9 protein-coding genes are annotated in these 16,056 nt (G+C 68.6%); 3 read left to right on the forward strand and 6 right to left on the reverse strand.

Translation table 11 applies throughout. The features are described from left to right. Window positions 1-22: 22 nt before the first annotated feature. The 3 genes from AMK10_RS27140 to AMK10_RS27150 all read right to left on the reverse strand — a co-directional run bounded on the left by AMK10_RS27140 (window position 23) and on the right by AMK10_RS27150 (window position 6,368). Complete coding sequence (locus AMK10_RS27140; protein WP_073750697.1) at window positions 23-1,732, reverse strand: protein kinase family protein; 1,710 nt, start codon at window positions 1,730-1,732, stop codon at window positions 23-25. Window positions 1,733-1,861: 129 nt separating this feature from the next. Further along, on the reverse strand, window positions 1,862-4,021 hold the full coding sequence (murJ, locus tag AMK10_RS27145) for a murein biosynthesis integral membrane protein MurJ (protein ID WP_073750699.1): 2,160 nt from the start codon (window positions 4,019-4,021) through the stop codon (window positions 1,862-1,864). 49 nt (window positions 4,022-4,070) lie between these two features. Next, window positions 4,071-6,368, reverse strand: coding sequence for a DUF6049 family protein (locus AMK10_RS27150; RefSeq protein ID WP_073750701.1), 2,298 nt, complete (start codon window positions 6,366-6,368; stop codon window positions 4,071-4,073). A 180-nt stretch (window positions 6,369-6,548) separates the two neighbouring features. Here AMK10_RS27150 and AMK10_RS27155 point away from each other — a divergent pair, with 180 nt between their 5' ends. Next, a complete protein-coding gene (locus tag AMK10_RS27155; RefSeq protein ID WP_073750704.1) occupies window positions 6,549-7,991 on the forward strand; it encodes a CCA tRNA nucleotidyltransferase in 1,443 nt (480 codons plus the stop codon). An 87-nt stretch (window positions 7,992-8,078) separates the two neighbouring features. Here AMK10_RS27155 and AMK10_RS27160 read toward each other — a convergent pair whose 3' ends face one another. From AMK10_RS27160 to AMK10_RS27170, 3 genes are all read right to left on the reverse strand, one after another. Further along, a complete protein-coding gene (locus AMK10_RS27160) occupies window positions 8,079-9,368 on the reverse strand; it encodes an MFS transporter (RefSeq protein WP_073750706.1) in 1,290 nt (429 codons plus the stop codon). A gap of 82 nt (window positions 9,369-9,450) precedes the next feature. Further along, window positions 9,451-10,533 carry an inositol-3-phosphate synthase gene (locus AMK10_RS27165; RefSeq protein WP_073750708.1) on the reverse strand — a complete coding sequence of 361 codons (1,083 nt, stop codon included), beginning with the start codon at window positions 10,531-10,533 and terminating at the stop codon, window positions 9,451-9,453. Window positions 10,534-10,595: 62 nt separating this feature from the next. After that, the gene (locus AMK10_RS27170; RefSeq protein ID WP_073751043.1) at window positions 10,596-11,297 is read right to left on the reverse strand and encodes a PadR family transcriptional regulator; all 702 of its coding nucleotides are present in this window, start codon (window positions 11,295-11,297) and stop codon (window positions 10,596-10,598) included. A 388-nt stretch (window positions 11,298-11,685) separates the two neighbouring features. On the opposite strand from AMK10_RS27170, the gene AMK10_RS27175 reads away from it, so the two are divergent. Beyond that, on the forward strand, window positions 11,686-14,376 hold the full coding sequence (locus AMK10_RS27175; RefSeq protein ID WP_079180883.1) for a transglycosylase domain-containing protein: 2,691 nt from the start codon (window positions 11,686-11,688) through the stop codon (window positions 14,374-14,376). Window positions 14,377-14,540: 164 nt separating this feature from the next. Beyond that, on the forward strand, window positions 14,541-16,049 hold the full coding sequence (locus AMK10_RS27180) for a glycosyltransferase family 87 protein (RefSeq protein ID WP_073750710.1): 1,509 nt from the start codon (window positions 14,541-14,543) through the stop codon (window positions 16,047-16,049). Window positions 16,050-16,056: the final 7 nt, after the last annotated feature.

The following is a 16,056-nucleotide window of genomic DNA, read 5'->3' on the forward strand; positions in this document are numbered from 1 at the left end:
TGAGCCCCCTCCCCTGGTGCCGTCAGCTGGTGACCTTGATATCCGAGATCTTGCCCCGGTAGTTCCCGTCGTCACTCGACGGCAACTTGGTGAGCCAGACCAGAAGGTATCGCGCCTTCACCTGCTTGTCGGGCTTGAGGGAGACTTTTGTTCCGGATCCCTGCGCGACCTTGGTGAAGCCGTCGGGCATGTGCGGGACGGACGAGTCCTCGGTGGTCCTCAGCTCGACGGACGTGTTGCCGCCGAGGAAGGACACGTCGACCTTGCCGACCTCCTGGACCTCGCCGAGGTCGAGAACGACACCGACGCCTTCCTTGAGCCTGCCGAAGTCGGCGCTGAAGTAGCCGTCGGTGTTCCAGTAGGAGCTTGCGTCCCCGTCGTAGACGTTCTTTATCGAGGCGGGCTTCTCGGATCCGTCGGCGCCCAGCGGATCGTAGTCCTGGGCCCCCACGATGGTGAGGGGCTTGCTGGGAGCGACGGCGTTGTTGTCGTCACCGCCGTCCTCGTCACCGGTGGTCTGTGTGGGGGTCGGCTCTCCCGAGTCGTTGCCCCGGTCGAGGACGGTTTCCGCCAGCTGCCAGCTGCCGAGGCCCAGAGCGGCGATGAGCAGGGCGGAGACCGCCCACTTGAGTGCCTTGCCGGTGCGGCTCTGCAGAGGAGGCGGAGGAACCGCGATCACCGGCTGCGTGGTGGACGGGGGCCGCGCCGACGGGCGCCCGTAGGTGCCCTGCTGGTACGTCGTGCGCTGGTACTCGGGCGGGGCGGTGAAAGCGGGCTCAGGGGGGAGGATGCGCGGCATGGCCGCGACCGCCTTGGCCAGTTCGTCAGGGGTGGTGCACGGCTGTTCCTGCCGCGAAGCGGTGGCGCCGTCGTTGGCGAGCGCGCGCATCGCCAGTTCGGACAGGCCGCGGTGGACGCCGGCCCGTACCTGGTCCGGCGGGATCAGGCCCAGGTCCTTGGGGAGCCCGGAGAGGCCGTACGCGTCGCTCTCGTAGGGCCAGCGCCGTGTGAGGGCGGCGTAGAGGAGCGCGCCGATGGCCTCGGTGTCCGTACGGAGCGGCTGGTCGGCGGTGATGCCACGCAGTGCGGCGTTCACTGCCAGGCCGCGGATGCGGTACTGCCCGGTCGAGCTGCGCAGTACGGCGCCGGGAGTGAGGCGCAGGTGTGCGAGCCCCTCCCGGTGGGCCGCGGCCATGGCCTGGGAGATCTGGCTCACGAGCTGGTAGGCGTCATGGGCTTCCAGGGGCCCGGCGGCGAGCAGCGCCGTGAGCTCGGTGGCGTCGGGGAGCCATTCATGGACGACGTAGACGAGGTCGTCCTCCTCCACGGCGTCCAGGACCTGGACGAAGCGTGGATCACCGAGCAGCGCGGAGGAGCGGGCCGCGGCCAGCACCGAGCGGGCGCGCGGATGGTCGGCGGGGAGCAGATGGACCCCCACCGCGCGGCGCAGCTTCTCGTCGACGGCGCGCCAGCTGCTGAATCCGTCCAGCCGGGTGACGCACTCCTCGAGGCGGTAGCGTCTGGCCAGTTTGTGCCCGCTGTGCAGATCGGGCGACGCCGGAACGGCGGCCGAGCCGTCCCGCCCGCTCTCCGCCGTGTCCTTCGAGCTCGCGCCCTTGTCGTCCTGGGTTTGCGCCGTCCCGTCGGTCGTGGCCGCGTCCGCCTTGGCGGTCAGCGGCTCGTCGCCGCTGTTGTCGGCCACGTCGACAGCAGCCGTGCTACGTTCCGCCACCGTCGTTCCTGCCTCCCCATCCGTTGCGCGATGCCAGCCAGCTCTGCACAGTCACGCCAATTGTGCCCACACTCCGGCGCTATGCACGACACGCGGTGTCCGGCGATGGTTGTGCTGCTCGGAGCCTGTTCAGCGTCCGAGTCGTCCCCGGACCATGCCGACCATGCCGTTGAGCTCCTCGATCCGCATCTTCTTCGCCGCGACGAAGAAGACACCCAGCAGTACGACACTGCCGCAGACCAGGGCCACGACCGAGCCGCCCGCTCCCTCTCCGAGCACACGGAGAAGAGCGAATCCGATGCCGCCACCGATGACTGCCGCGGGGATCGCCGCCAGGCAGAGGCGCGCGTAGGTACGCACCACGCGGGCGCCGTCGAGGTCGCCGCCGAGCCGGTTGCTCAGCCTGCGCCATGCGATGCCGACGCCGACCGCGTAGGCCAGCCCGTAGGAGGCCGCCATACCCACGACTGCCCACTGGGCCGGAAGAATCACGTAGCAGAGGGCGGAGGCCGCCGCGTTGACCGCTGCGACGATGACCGTGTTGTAGAAGGGCGTGCGGGTGTCCTCGTACGCGTAGAAGCCACGCAGCACGACGTACTGCACGGAGTACGGGATGAGGCCGAGTCCGAACGCCATCAGGATGAAGCCCATGGAGCGTGCCGCCTCGGTGCCGCTGGAGGCATAGAGCAGCGTGCACATCGGCAGTCCGAGCGCCAGGAACGTGAAGGCGACCGGCACGATCGCCACGGCGGAGTTCCGCAGCCCCTGCGAGATGTCGTCGCGCACCGCACCGGGGTCGTTGTCGTGGGCGGCGCGGGAGATACGGGGCAGCAGGGCCGCCATGACCGAGACGGTGATGATCGCCTGCGGCATGCCCCAGATCAGCTGGGCGTTGGAGTAGGCGAGGAAACCGGTTCCGTCCTTGCCCGAGAGCTTTCCGGCCGAGGTCGCCAGCTGCGTGACGACGATGACGCCGGCCTGGTTGGCGAGGACGAACAGGACCGTCCACTTCGCCAGCCTGATCGTCTTTCCGAGCCCGTGGCCCTTCCAGTCGAAGCGGGGGCGGAAGCGGAACCCTGCTTCACGGAGATACGGGACCATCGCCAGCGCCTGGACGATCAGACCGAGGAGTGTGCCGATACCCAGCAGCCGGACGCCCTCCGGCGGGATCGTCTCCACACCCATCCGGGACTCGGCCGAGGTGCCGTAGACCCAGATGAACAGTCCAAAGGTGAAGATCATGACGATGTTGTTGAGGACCGGGGTCCACATCATCGCGCCGAATCGTCCGCGGGCGTTGAGGATCTGGCCCATGACGACATGGACGCCCATGAAGAAGATGGTCGGCAGGCAGTAGCGGGCGAAGGCGACGGCGACGCTGTTCGACGCGGCATCGTTCGCGATGGTCGGCGACATCATGTGGATCAGCCACGGCGCCGCGAACACGGCGATCGCGACGATCACACCGAGCGCGACCATGACGAGGGTCAGCAGACGGTTGGCATACGCCTCGCCACCGTCCTCGTCGTCCTTCATGGACCGGACGAGCTGAGGGACGAAGACCGAGTTCAGCCCGCCGCCCACGGTGAGGATGTAGATCATCGTGGGCAGGGTGTACGCGATGGTGAAGCTGTCGCCGAGCAGTGCGGCGCCCAGCGCGGCCGTGATCACGAGACTGCGGACGAAGCCGGTGAGCCGGGACACCAGGGTGCCGGCCGCCATCAGCGCACTGGACTTCAGTATTCCGGCGCCACGGCCACCGGACTTGGGCGGCACGGGCGCCGGAGCCGCTTCCGGCTCGGCAGGGGGACCGGGCGGCCTGCCGGAGCCTTCCTGGTCGCGGAAGAGGTGGGCGAAGGCGTCCTGGTCGTCACGGTCGTCGGACGCCTGGGTGACCAGGTCGTCGACTCCCACGTACTGGGTGGTGGCGGCGTTGTCCCCGTAGGGAAGGTGCCGGGAAGGGCCTGCGGGCTCCGGTGGAGGCGTCTGTGCCCAGATCCGGGGGTCCGGGGCGTGCTGGGCGGCGGGAGGCTGCTGGTAGAGCGCCTGTGGCTCCTGGTAGGTGCCCGGAGGCGGCGGGGGGTGCGAGGCGCGGTCGTAGAGCGCTTCGGCGACCGGGTCCTGGGCGGCGAGGTCCTGGGCACGGTACGGATCGTGGTCGTACGCGTGCTGGAAGTACGGGTCGGGTGTCTCCCCGTGCTCGCCACCGCCAGGTGGCACCGGCGGACCGCTGGAAGACCCAGCTCCGCCCGCGCCTTGGCCGCGGTCACCGTCGTACGGCGCGTTCATCGAAACCCCACCTCATTGTCCCCGGCCGACCGGCCCCGACAGACATCGCTCAACGGTCCACTTTCTCACCCGGGCCCGACGTGTTCCCGCTTTCCGGACCGGTGTCCGGCGTCGGGTCACTCGGCTGCTCGGGTTCACCGCCGTCGTTCTCCTCCGCCCCGCCGGCGACGGTGCGCTTGCGGTGGGTGTACATCCTGATGCCCGCCAGGACCAGCAGCAGCAGCCCGCCGGCGATCACCAGGAGCACGGTCGGCGTCACTTCCGAGACCTTCACCGTGAAGGTCATCTCCTCGCCGTACGGCACGCCGTCCGCGGTGAAGAGCCGCGCCGTGACCTGCGCCTGCCCGTTGGCATTGGCGGAGGCGTCGAACTTCACGGACTGGCTGTGCCCGCCCCCGATCTCGATCGGCTTCTCCGCGACGGCTCCGCCGTCGTTGAGCTTGAGGCGCGTGGCGTTGCCCGAGGTCAGCCGGAGCACCAGGTGGTCGACACCCTGGACGAGCTTGTTCTGCACCGTCACGGGGATCGTCGCGCTGCGCCCGGACAGGGTCACGTCCGACTTCGGGACCAGCTGCACTTCGTTGGTGAGGCCCTGGAGATAGGTGCGGACCGCGTCGCGATACTGCTGAGCCTCCAGCGCTCTGCCGCGCCACGAGGTCGACATGGAGCGGTTGACCGCGTTCCCGAAGGGGGTCACCACCCGGTCGGGCTGGGTGAGGATGACCTGGAAGCTCTCGAGCGAGTCCTGGGTCGTCCGGATGTCCTGGAAGGCCTGGGTGGGCAGCTCCTGGCTGCGGAGCTTCTTCGGGTACTGGGAAGCCCTGGGGACCTTGGTGGTGGCCCGTGAGTCCGGCTTCTGGTCGGCCGCCGCGATCAGGTCGAGGGGCTGGGTCCAGCGTTCCGAGGTGAGTGCCTGGAGGGCGCGCGCCATGGACTGTGCCTGGGCGGCCGTGGGCGCACGCTGCGGCGCCACGACGATGCTGCGCTCCTTGTCGGCGTCCTGCTCCGTCAGCGCCAGGGTCTGGGCGAGGAACTTCTGGACGGCGAGCGTGGATGCGCCGGCCTTCGCCAGATCGCCAGTGAACGCCGTGGAGAGCCTGTAGTCGGAGACGACCGCGGTGGTGCCACCGCCGATCGGCCGGGCAGCGGTCGGTGTGTAGAGCAGTCCGGCGGTCTCTTCGAGGCTGTCGCTGCGGGCGATCACCTTGTGCGCGCCGGCCGAGGTGGCGACGTCGACGACGGAGGGATCGATCGCCCCGTCCACCGGCCAGGCGAAGTCGGTGGACGGCTTCACGTGCAGCACGGTCTCCACCGTCGTGCTCGCCACCTCGGTGGCCGTCTGGAGGTGGCTCAGGGTTCCCGAGACGTTCTTGCCCCGGTGGGCGATCGAGGCCAGGTCCGGGTCGGCGAACGGCAGAGCCACCACCTTCCCGTCCTTGACGGCCGCCTCCAGAGCCGTGAGCCACTTCTTGGCGACGGCCTGGTTCGTCCCGGCGACGGTGGTGTCACCGATCCGGACGCGGTAGTTCCTCGTCATCGCGTCGACCGAGGCCAGCAGATCCGGGTCGATCACCCAGGTCACGGGGAGCTGACGGCCCAGCGACACCATCTGCTCCAGCCGGCCACCGGGAGCGAGTTCCATGGCGAGATCGTCGTCGGCGAAGACGGGGGTCTGCTGTTCGTCGGACCCCGTCTCGGCGGTGACATGCGCCGAGGCGATCAGCGGCCAGAGGAACGTCAGCTTGGTCCTGCTCTCGGAGTCCTCGGGCTGCCAGGGCAGGAAGGTCCGCTGGATGCCCAGCACCTGGTCGTAGGTGTAGTCGGTCGTCCTGCCGGTGATGGAGACCCCGAGCTGGTACACGCCCGCGTCGTCCAGTCCCAGCTTGTTCACCGGCACGGTGAGCGTGAAGTCCTGGCTGACGCCCGAGGTGAGCTTGTCGATCTTCACCGAGTACGAGCCGCCGAGCTTGGCCGGGTCGCTCCCGGGCTGGTACCCGGTGCGTTTGGCGGCCTCGTCGATCGCGGTCCTGCCGGACAGCCGGGGCCCGACGCGCAGGTCGACCTCGGCGTCCGTGATCGTCTTCTTGCCCTTGTTGGTCACGGTGCCTGAGACGCTGAGGGTGTCGCCTTCGACGGGCGCGCTGGGTGAGAGCGTGTCCAGGGACACAGCCACGGTGCGTGAGCCGGTGGGGGCCTTGGCCACCCCCTCGGCCTGCGCGGAAGGGGCCGCGGGACCGGCCAGGAGGCCGGCGACCAGCGGCGCCCCGACGATCAAGGAGGCTGTGCGCCGGAGCCACCGGCGGGCAGGGGAGGGATTCATCCCCTGAAAGTCTGCCGCCTCGGCCACGCGTATCCGTCCCTCGTCGTCGTCAGCTGGTATCGGTCTTGCCGGTCTCTGCGTCCCCGCATGGTAACGATGCGCCCGAGGGCTGAGTGCCGGGGACCGTGCCACATGATCGGGAGAGTCTCGCAGGGCCGCAAGAATCGATGACGCCCGGGCCGGTCGGTGCACGTACCCTTTTCTGTTGTGCCGAACGCCAACGAAGACAGCCCCCGTGAACTGAGTCAGGTGCAGCACCGCGCAGTCAGCGAACTGCTGCGGGTGTCCCCCGTCGCCGACGACCTCGCCCGCCGATTCCAGGAGGCCGGGTTCGGTCTCGCCCTGGTCGGAGGATCGGTCCGCGATGCGCTGCTCGGCAGGCTCGGAAACGACCTCGACTTCACGACCGACGCGCGCCCCGAGGACGTACTGAAGATCGTTCGGCCCTGGGCCGACTCGGTCTGGGAGGTCGGCATCGCGTTCGGCACGGTCGGCTCGCAGAAGGACGGCTACCAGATCGAGGTCACGACCTACCGGTCGGAGGCGTACGACAGGACCTCGCGCAAGCCGGAGGTCTCCTACGGCGACTCGATCGAGGAAGACCTCGTGCGCCGCGACTTCACGGTCAATGCCATGGCCGTCGCGCTGCCGCAGAAGGAGTTCATCGACCCGTACGGCGGCCTCGACGACCTGGCGCAGCGTGTCCTGCGCACTCCCGGCACCCCTGAGGAGTCCTTCTCCGACGACCCGCTGCGCATGCTGCGCGCGGCTCGCTTCGCCGCGCAGCTGGACTTCGATGTCGCCCCGGATGTCGTCACGGCGATGACGGACATGGCGGGGCGTATCGAGATCGTCTCGGCCGAGCGTGTTCGTGAGGAGCTCAACAAGCTGCTGCTCTCCGCGCACCCCCGCAAGGGGCTGGGGCTGCTCGTGGACACGGGGCTGGCCGGCCAGGTGCTGCCCGAGCTCCCCGCGCTGCGCCTGGAAAGTGATGAGCATCACCGCCACAAGGACGTCTATGAGCACTCCCTGACGGTTCTGGAGCAGGCCATCGACCTGGAGCAGGACGGCCCGGACCTCGTCCTGCGCCTCGCGGCCCTGCTCCACGACATCGGGAAGCCGAGGACGCGCCGCTTCGAGAAGGACGGACGCGTCTCGTTCCATCACCACGAAGTGGTCGGGGCGAAGATGGCCAAGAAGCGGATGACCGAGCTCAAGTACTCCAACGACATGGTCAAGGACGTCTCGAAGCTGGTGGAGCTGCATCTGCGCTTCCACGGATACGGCGACGGCGAATGGACCGACTCCGCGGTGCGCCGGTACGTACGGGACGCGGGACCGCTGCTGGACCGGCTGCACAAGCTGACGCGCTCGGACTGCACGACACGGAACAAGCGCAAGGCGAACGCCCTGTCGCGCACCTATGACGGTCTCGAGGAGCGCATCGCGCAGTTGCAGGAGCAGGAGGAGCTGGACGCGATCCGGCCGGACCTGGACGGCAACGAGATCATGCAGATCCTCGGCGTCGGTCCTGGGCCCCTGATCGGCAAGGCCTACTCCTTCCTGCTGGAGCAGCGCCTGGAGAACGGGCCCATGAACCGCGATGCGGCGGTCGCCGCTCTCAAGGAGTGGTGGGCCGCGCAGGACTGAGAGCGCGGCGGCCCGTCATGTTTCACGTGAAACATGACCGACCGCGAGGGCGAGGGGTGGTGTTTCACGTGAAACACCACCCCTCGCTCATTCCCTGCCCTCGGCGCGCTGGAGCGCCCTCCCTGCCCGCCGCCTGCGAAGCATCGCCACCGAGATGAGCGCGTAGAGCACGGCCACGACGAGGACGACGAGCGCGGAACGCCCGTCGGGGGGCAGCACCAGGGCGGACATCGCTGCGGCCGCGACGAAGGCGACGTTGAACAGCACGTCGTAGAGCGAGAACACCCGGCCGCGGTAGGCATCGTCCACGGAGGTCTGCACCTCGGTGTCGGTCGCGATCTTCGCGCCCTGGGTGACGAGCCCGAGCACGAACGCTGCCGCCAGCATCGGTACGGGGGCGAAGGGCAGTCCCAGTGCCGGTACCAGAACGGCGGCTGATCCGGCACAGCACGCCATCCAGCCGTAGCGGCCGAAGCGCCCCACGGCCCAGGGTGTGATCAGGGCGGCCACGAAGAACCCGGCGGCGGAGGTGCCGAGCGCCAGGCCGAGCAGAGCCAGGCCGTCGGACTCACCGTCCGACCAGGCGTAGCGGCACAGCATCAGCAGCATGACGGTGAGCGCTCCGTAGCAGAAGCGGAACACCGTCATGGCGGCCAGCGCGTGCGCCGCGTCCCGCCGCTCGGCCAGATGGCGCAACCCCGCGACCAGCCCTCGCGCGGTGGTGGTCAGTGCCTCGCGCAGGCGCACATGGTGCTCGTCCTCGTCGGGCCCCAGGAGCCTGCGCGGCAGGGTCAGGGAGGCGAGCGCCGAGAGGAGGTAGAGGGCTGCCCCCAGCAGGACCACGGCGGCGTCGGACCCGTCGGTCAGCAGCCGGATGCCGAGGGCCAGCCCGCCGCCTGCGGTGGCCGCCAGCGTTCCCGCCGTCGGCGAGATGGAGTTGGCGAGGACGAGCCGTTCGGTGTCGACGACCCGTGGAAGGGCAGCCGACAGCCCGGCCAGCACGAAGCGGTTGACGGCGGTGACGCAGAGGGCAGAGGCGTAGAAGAGCCAGTCCGGGACGGAGCTCAGGAGCAGCAGGGCCGTGCAGCAGGCCAGGGCCGCCCGCAGGAGGTTTCCGTAGAGGAAGACCTGGCGGCGCTGCCAGCGGTCGAGGAGGACTCCGGCGAACGGGCCGATCAGTGAGTACGGGAGCAGCAGCACGGCCATGGCCGAGGCGATGGCCCCCGGCGTCGTCTGGTTCTCCGGGGAGAAGACGACATACGTGGCGAGCGCGACCTGGTAGACCCCGTCGGCCGACTGGGAGAGAAGTCGTACGGCGAGCAGGCGACGGAAGTTCCGAAGGCGCAGGAGTACGCCCAGATCACGCACGACAGGCATGTGGGCAAGGGTCACACATGTGAGGGGTCCCGGGGCGGATTGCCCCGGGACCCCTCACAGCGAGAAGCGGTGTCCGACCGGATCAGCGCTCGACGTCGCCGGCGATGAACTTCTCGACGTTCTCACGGGCCTCGTCGTCGAAGTACTGAACCGGCGGGGACTTCATGAAGTACGAGGAGGCGGAGAGGATCGGGCCGCCGATGCCGCGGTCCTTGGCGATCTTCGCGGCGCGCACGGCGTCGATGATGACACCGGCGGAGTTCGGGGAGTCCCAGACCTCGAGCTTGTACTCCAGGTTCAGCGGAACGTCACCGAAGGCGCGGCCCTCGAGGCGCACGTACGCCCACTTGCGGTCGTCCAGCCAGGCCACGTAGTCCGAGGGGCCGATGTGGACGTTGTCCGCACCGAGCTCACGGTCACGGATCTGCGAGGTGACGGCCTGCGTCTTCGAGATCTTCTTGGACTCGAGGCGCTCACGCTCGAGCATGTTCTTGAAGTCCATGTTGCCGCCGACGTTCAGCTGCATCGTGCGGTCGAGGATGACACCCCGGTCCTCGAAGAGCTTCGCCATCACACGGTGCGTGATGGTGGCGCCGACCTGGGACTTGATGTCGTCGCCGACGATCGGGACACCGGCCTCGGTGAACTTGTCCGCCCACTCCTTGGTGCCGGCGATGAAGACCGGGAGGGCGTTGACGAACGCGACCTTGGCGTCGATGGCGCACTGCGCGTAGAACTTCGCAGCCACCTCGGAACCGACGGGCAGGTAGCAGACGAGGACGTCGACCTGCTTGTCCTTGAGGACCTGGACGATGTCGACGGGGGCCTCGGCGGACTCCTCGATCGTCTCGCGGTAGTACTTGCCCAGGCCGTCGTGGGTGTGGCCGCGCTGAACGGTCACGCCCGTGTTCGGCACGTCGGCGATCTTGATGGTGTTGTTCTCGCTGGCGCCGATGGCGTCGGCGAGGTCGAGGCCGACCTTCTTCGCGTCGACGTCGAAGGCGGCGACGAACTCGACGTCGCTCACGTGGTAATCGCCGAACTGGACGTGCATCAGACCGGGCACCTTGCCGGCCGGATCGGCGTCCTTGTAGTACTCGACGCCCTGCACCAGTGAGGCGGCGCAGTTGCCCACGCCGACGATGGCTACGCGAACCGAACCCATGCCGATTGCTCCCTGTGTGTTCTCGGTGTTCCCCGACGGCACCTTGCGGCTCCGTGGGGATTTCACTTGGTGTCGTCGGACGGATCCGGCCGGGTGTTGTCCCGGTGCCGGGGCAGGCCGCCCGTCGCTCCTGTTGTGTCCTGTTGAGGGGAGCTCTCGGGCGAGGATCGTCGCTGATCCCGTCCCGAACGCTCGCTCTCGATGAGCTCGTTCAGCCAGCGCACTTCGCGCTCCACGGACTCCATGCCGTGTCGCTGCAGCTCAAGCGTGTAGTCGTCGAGTCGTTCACGGGTGCGGGCGAGAGAGGCGCGCATCTTCTCGAGGCGCTCCTCCAGCCTGCTGCGGCGCCCTTCGAGCACGCGCATCCGCACCTCGCGCTCCGTCTGCCCGAAGAAGGCGAAGCGAGCGGCGAAGTGCTCGTCCTCCCAGGCGTCGGGGCCGGTGTGCGAGAGCAGCTCCTCGAAGTGCTCCTTACCTTCAGCCGTCAACCGGTAGACGATCTTGGCGCGACGCCCGGCCAGCGAGGACGCGGGGGCGACCCCGCGGCTCGTCGCCGGCGGCGACGCCGGAACGCTCCCCGGCTCCTCGATCAACCAGCCGCTGGCGACCAGCGTCTTGAGGCAGGGGTAGAGGGTGCCGTAACTGAAGGCGCGGAAGATCCCCAGGGATGTGTTGAGGCGCTTGCGCAGCTCGTATCCGTGCATCGGGGACTCGCGGAGCAGGCCGAGTACGGCGAATTCGAGGATGCCGGAGCGTCTGCTCACCTTCGCCTCCTCCTTCGCCTCGTGCTTCCGCGGGGCCGGTGGGCCCACCTTATGCCGTGCTGATGTATCGACTCGATACATCAGCACGATAGATCGGCCCGTGATGTTCGACAAGGGGGCGGTTCGTGAGCGGCGTCACATCAAAGGATTCATAGGGAGTGACTTGCGTTATTTGGGGTGAAGTTCGGTCCCCGGAGGTTTTTGACCGTGCGTAGTCTGTGCGGCATGCAGACCACCGGGAACCGTGAGACGCCGCCGAGCGTCAGTTATCGCGGACTGCCGGATGTACTGCGGGTGAGCCTTCCGCAGGGCTTGTCCGTAATTCGGGGGGACCGGATCTCAACTGCCGCTTCCAGGCGCTCTCGCCTGCCCGAGGAGTAGTCGTTCGATGAGCGAGCACCGTCGCAAAGCGCCGCAACCGCAAGGTGGCGGGCGCGCAGCGGCCAGACGAGCCGCCCAACAGCCTGCTGGACGTCGCACCGATGCGTCACGCAGAGCAACACAATCATCACCTTCCGGCGCATACGGCGATGAGCCGACGTACGGAGGCCGTGCCGAGGCCCGCCGCGCCGCACAGCGCGGTGGAGGCGGAGGCGGAGGAAGGCGGCGGGGAGGCGGCGACGGCGCAGGCCAGGAAGGCCGCGGCCGGGGCCGCGGGGACTCCGGCAAGAAGCGCATCATCGACTACCCGCGGGCCGGTAAGTACGGCGCCCGCCGGTGGGTGCCCTCGTGGAAGCTGGTCTCCGGCCTCTGCCTGGGCTTCCTGGGTCTCATGATGGGTGCGGCCGGCATCGCGTACGCGCTGGTGGTGCCGCCGGAGATCAACGACCTCGCCAAGGCCCAGAACAACGTCTACTACTGGGCCGACGACACGGAGATGGTCGCCACGGGCGGGTCCGTCAACCGCCAGGAGATCGAGTACGCCCAGATCCCGGTGGCGATGCGGAACGCCGTCATCTCCGCCGAGAACAAGTCGTTCGAGACCGACCGGGGCATCGACCCGATGGGTATCGCGCGCGCGGTCTGGAACATGGCCAAGGGCGGTGAGACCCAGGGCGGTTCGACGATCACCCAGCAGTACGTGAAGAACTCCCGCCTGACCCAGGACCAGACCCTGAGCCGGAAGGTCAAGGAGCTCTTCATCACGCTCAAGGTCGGCGAGACCGTGGGCAAGAACGAGGTCATGGCCGGGTACCTCAACGTCTCCTACTACGGACGCGGCGCTTCCGGACTTCAGGCCGCGGCGCGTACGTACTACGGCAAGGACGCCCAGGACCTGAACGCGAGCGAGTGCGCCTTCCTGGCGACGCTGCTCAAGGGCGCGAGCTACTACGACCCCGCGGGTGCTCCCGATGTCGACCCGGTGCAGGCCACGGCCAAGAAGAACACCGAGCGGGCGAAGGCGCGCTGGAAGTGGATCCTCGACGAGGAGGTCAAGGACGGCCGGCTGAGCGCCGCGGAGCGCGCCAAGTTCAAGACCTTCCCGATGCCCGATGCCAAGAGGACGGACGCCAAGCTCGGCGGCCAGACCGGTTACCTGGTCGATCTCGCCACGAAGTACTTCCTGGCGCACAACGACCAGAACATCACAGAGAAGGAACTGGCCCTCGGCGGCTACGAGATCCACACGACCTTCGACAAGAACAAGGTCAAGCAGCTCCAGAAGTCGGTCGAGAAGGTCTACAAGGCCAAGATCGACGAGAAGGAGCGCCCCGACCTGGACTCGCACGTCGAGTTCGGCGGCGCGTCGGTGGACACCGCGACGGGCGCGATCGTCGCCACGTACGGCGGCCAGGACGCGACGCAGCACTACACCAACAACGCCGACGCGACCGGCGCGCAGGTCGGTTCGACGTTCAAGCCGTTCGTACTGGCGGCCGCCATGCAGTACGGGAAGCGCGACCCCGAAGGTACCGCTGAGCAGAGCGAGTCGGAGCGCACCCTCGTCTCGCCGAAGAGCGTCTACAACGGCGACAACAAGCTCCAGATCAAGACGTACAACGGTGAGGTCTGGCGCGACAAGGACCAGAACGACTGGCTCCAGACCAACGACGGCCAGCACGACTACGGACCGATCACCCTGCGCTACGCCATGCAGGAGTCCGCGAACTCCCCGTACGTCCAGCTCGGCATGGACGTCGGCACCGACAAGGTGAAGGAGGCCGCGCTCGCCGCGGGCCTGCGCGACGACCAGTACCTGGCAGACTCGAACTATCCCTCCTTCTCCATCGGTACCTCCTCGCCGAGTGCCATCCGGATGGCGGGCGCGTACGCCACCTTCGCCACGAGCGGCAAGCAGCGTGAGCCCTTCTCGGTCTCGGAGGTGAAGCACCTGGGTGAGGTCATCTATCAGCACAAGACGGAGACCAAGGCGGCGTTCTCGAGCGCCATCGCGGACAACGTCACCGACGTGCTGAAGAACGTCGTCGAGAACGGGACCGGCACGCCGGCCAAGCTCGAAGGGCGTGACGTGGCCGGCAAGACCGGTACCACCGACGGAAACAAGTCGGCCTGGTTCGTCGGCTACACGCCGCAGCTGTCCACGGCCGTCAGCATGTTCCGGCTGGACGACGACGAGACCAAGAAGAACCGTGAGTTCCTGGAGATGTTCGGGACGGGTGGCGAGGAGAAGATCCACGGTGCCTCGTTCCCCGCGCAGATCTGGCACGACTACATGGCCGACGCGGTGAAGGGCACGAAGGTCAAGGCCTTCCCCAAGCCCGAACCCCTCGGCGAAACGGTCTACGGAGGCGGCGCGGCCAGCCCCAGCCCGACTCCCAGTCCGACGCCTTCGCCGTCGGAGTCCAGCGAGATGCCCACGACCCCGCCGCCCTCCCCGACCTCCCCGACCCCTTCGCCGAGCGAGACGTGCGCGCCGCTCGACTGGGAGTGCAGGAACAACGGCGGGACCAGTGAGGGGTCCACGGAAGGGAACACCGAGGGGTCCACGGAAGGAACCACGGAGGGGACTACTGAAGGGACCGCCGAGGGGACGACCGAGGGGACGACGCAAGGCAGTACGACGAACGGCAACGCCAACGGCAACGGCGGTGGCGGGATCTTCGGAGGCGGCGGGTAGCGACCCGGAGGGCGGTGGCTGAGGCCACCGCGCTCCGGAGCCCGCGCAGACGGGCCGGACACGCACGACGAGGGCCGTCGGCACCTGCCAGGTGCCGACGGCCCTCTCGTGTGTCCGTACGTGGCCCACGCCCGCACACAGCGCCGTACGGCAGGATGTGCGGCATGCCAAGCGCAGAAGACACGAGCGTGCACCAGGAGCCGTCCGTCGTACCGCCCACGCGACAGGACGAGATCGCCGCAGCGGGCAGCGAGCTGTTCGGCGGGCCCGCGGGCCGCTGGGCGCGGTTCGGATCGGGGCCGCTCACGCCGGTGCGCGTCATCGTGCTCGTGGCGATCGGGATGTTCGCACTCGGCATGGTGCAGAAGATCCCCTGCTACGACTGGGCGTGGTTCCGCGGAACCAGTTCGCAGTACACGCACGCGTGCTACTCCGACATCCCCCACCTCTTCGCCGGGCGCGGCTTCGCCGACGGGCTCGTGCCGTACTTCGACCGGCTCAGCGGCGACATGGCGTATCTGGAGTACCCGGTACTGACCGGCCTGTTCATGCAGGTCGCGTCCTGGCTCACACTGACGCCCTCGTCGGACTCCATCCAGCAGCGCGAGCAGATGTACTGGATGGTCAACGCCGGCATGCTCATGGTCTGCGCGGTGATCCTCGCCCTGTGCGTCGCCCGCACCCACAGGCGCCGGCCCTGGGACGGTCTGCTGGTCGCTCTGGCCCCGGCGCTGGCGCTCACCGCGACGATCAACTGGGACCTGCTCGCCGTCGCGCTGACGGCTGCGGCGATGCTCATGTGGTCCCGGGGCAGGGCGCTCGCCTTCGGCGTCCTCATCGGCCTGGCGACCGCCGCGAAGCTGTATCCCGTCCTGCTCCTGGGCCCCCTGCTTGTGCTGTGCATGCGGGCCGGGAAATGGCGGGCGTACGGGGTGGCGCTCTTCGGCGCCGCGGCGTCCTGGCTGCTGGTGAACCTCCCGGTCATGCTGTACGCCCCCGAGGGGTGGAAGAAGTTCTACACGTTCAGCCAGGAGAGGCAGATCGACTACGGATCGTTCTGGCTGATCATCACCCAGCGCACCGGCCGGCCCATCGACGTCGACACGGTGAACACGGCGTCGGTGCTGCTGATGATCGTGCTCTGCGCGGGCATCGCGGGGCTGGCCCTGTCCGCCAGGAACCGGCCGCGCTTCGCCCAGCTCGCGTTCCTGGTGGTGGCCGCCTTCATCCTGACGAACAAGGTCTACTCACCGCAGTACGTGCTCTGGCTGATCCCGCTGGCCGCGCTGGCCAGGCCCCGCTGGCGGGACTTCCTCGTCTGGCAGGCCTGCGAGGTCATGTACTTCCTGGGGATCTGGTTCTACCTCGCGTACACGACCAGCGGCGACAAGCACCAGGGACTGCCGCAGGAGGGCTACCAGGTCGCGATCATCCTGCATCTGCTGGGAACGCTGTACCTGTGCGCCGTGATCGTCCGGGACATCCTGATGCCGGAGCGGGACCCCGTGCGGCGCGACGGGTCCGACGATCCGTCGGGCGGAGTGCTCGACGGGGCGCCGGACCGCGTGGCCCTGGGGCAGACGCATCCGCAGCCGCCCCCACATGCCGAACCCGCGGTCGAGGGACCGCGGGTGGAGTGGGGCAGGGCGGGCGGAGCCGCCTCCTCGGGCTGAGGGGGCG

It is taken from the genome of Streptomyces sp. CB02058, from assembly GCF_001905505.1.
Classification (GTDB): Bacteria; Actinomycetota; Actinomycetes; order Streptomycetales; family Streptomycetaceae; genus Streptomyces.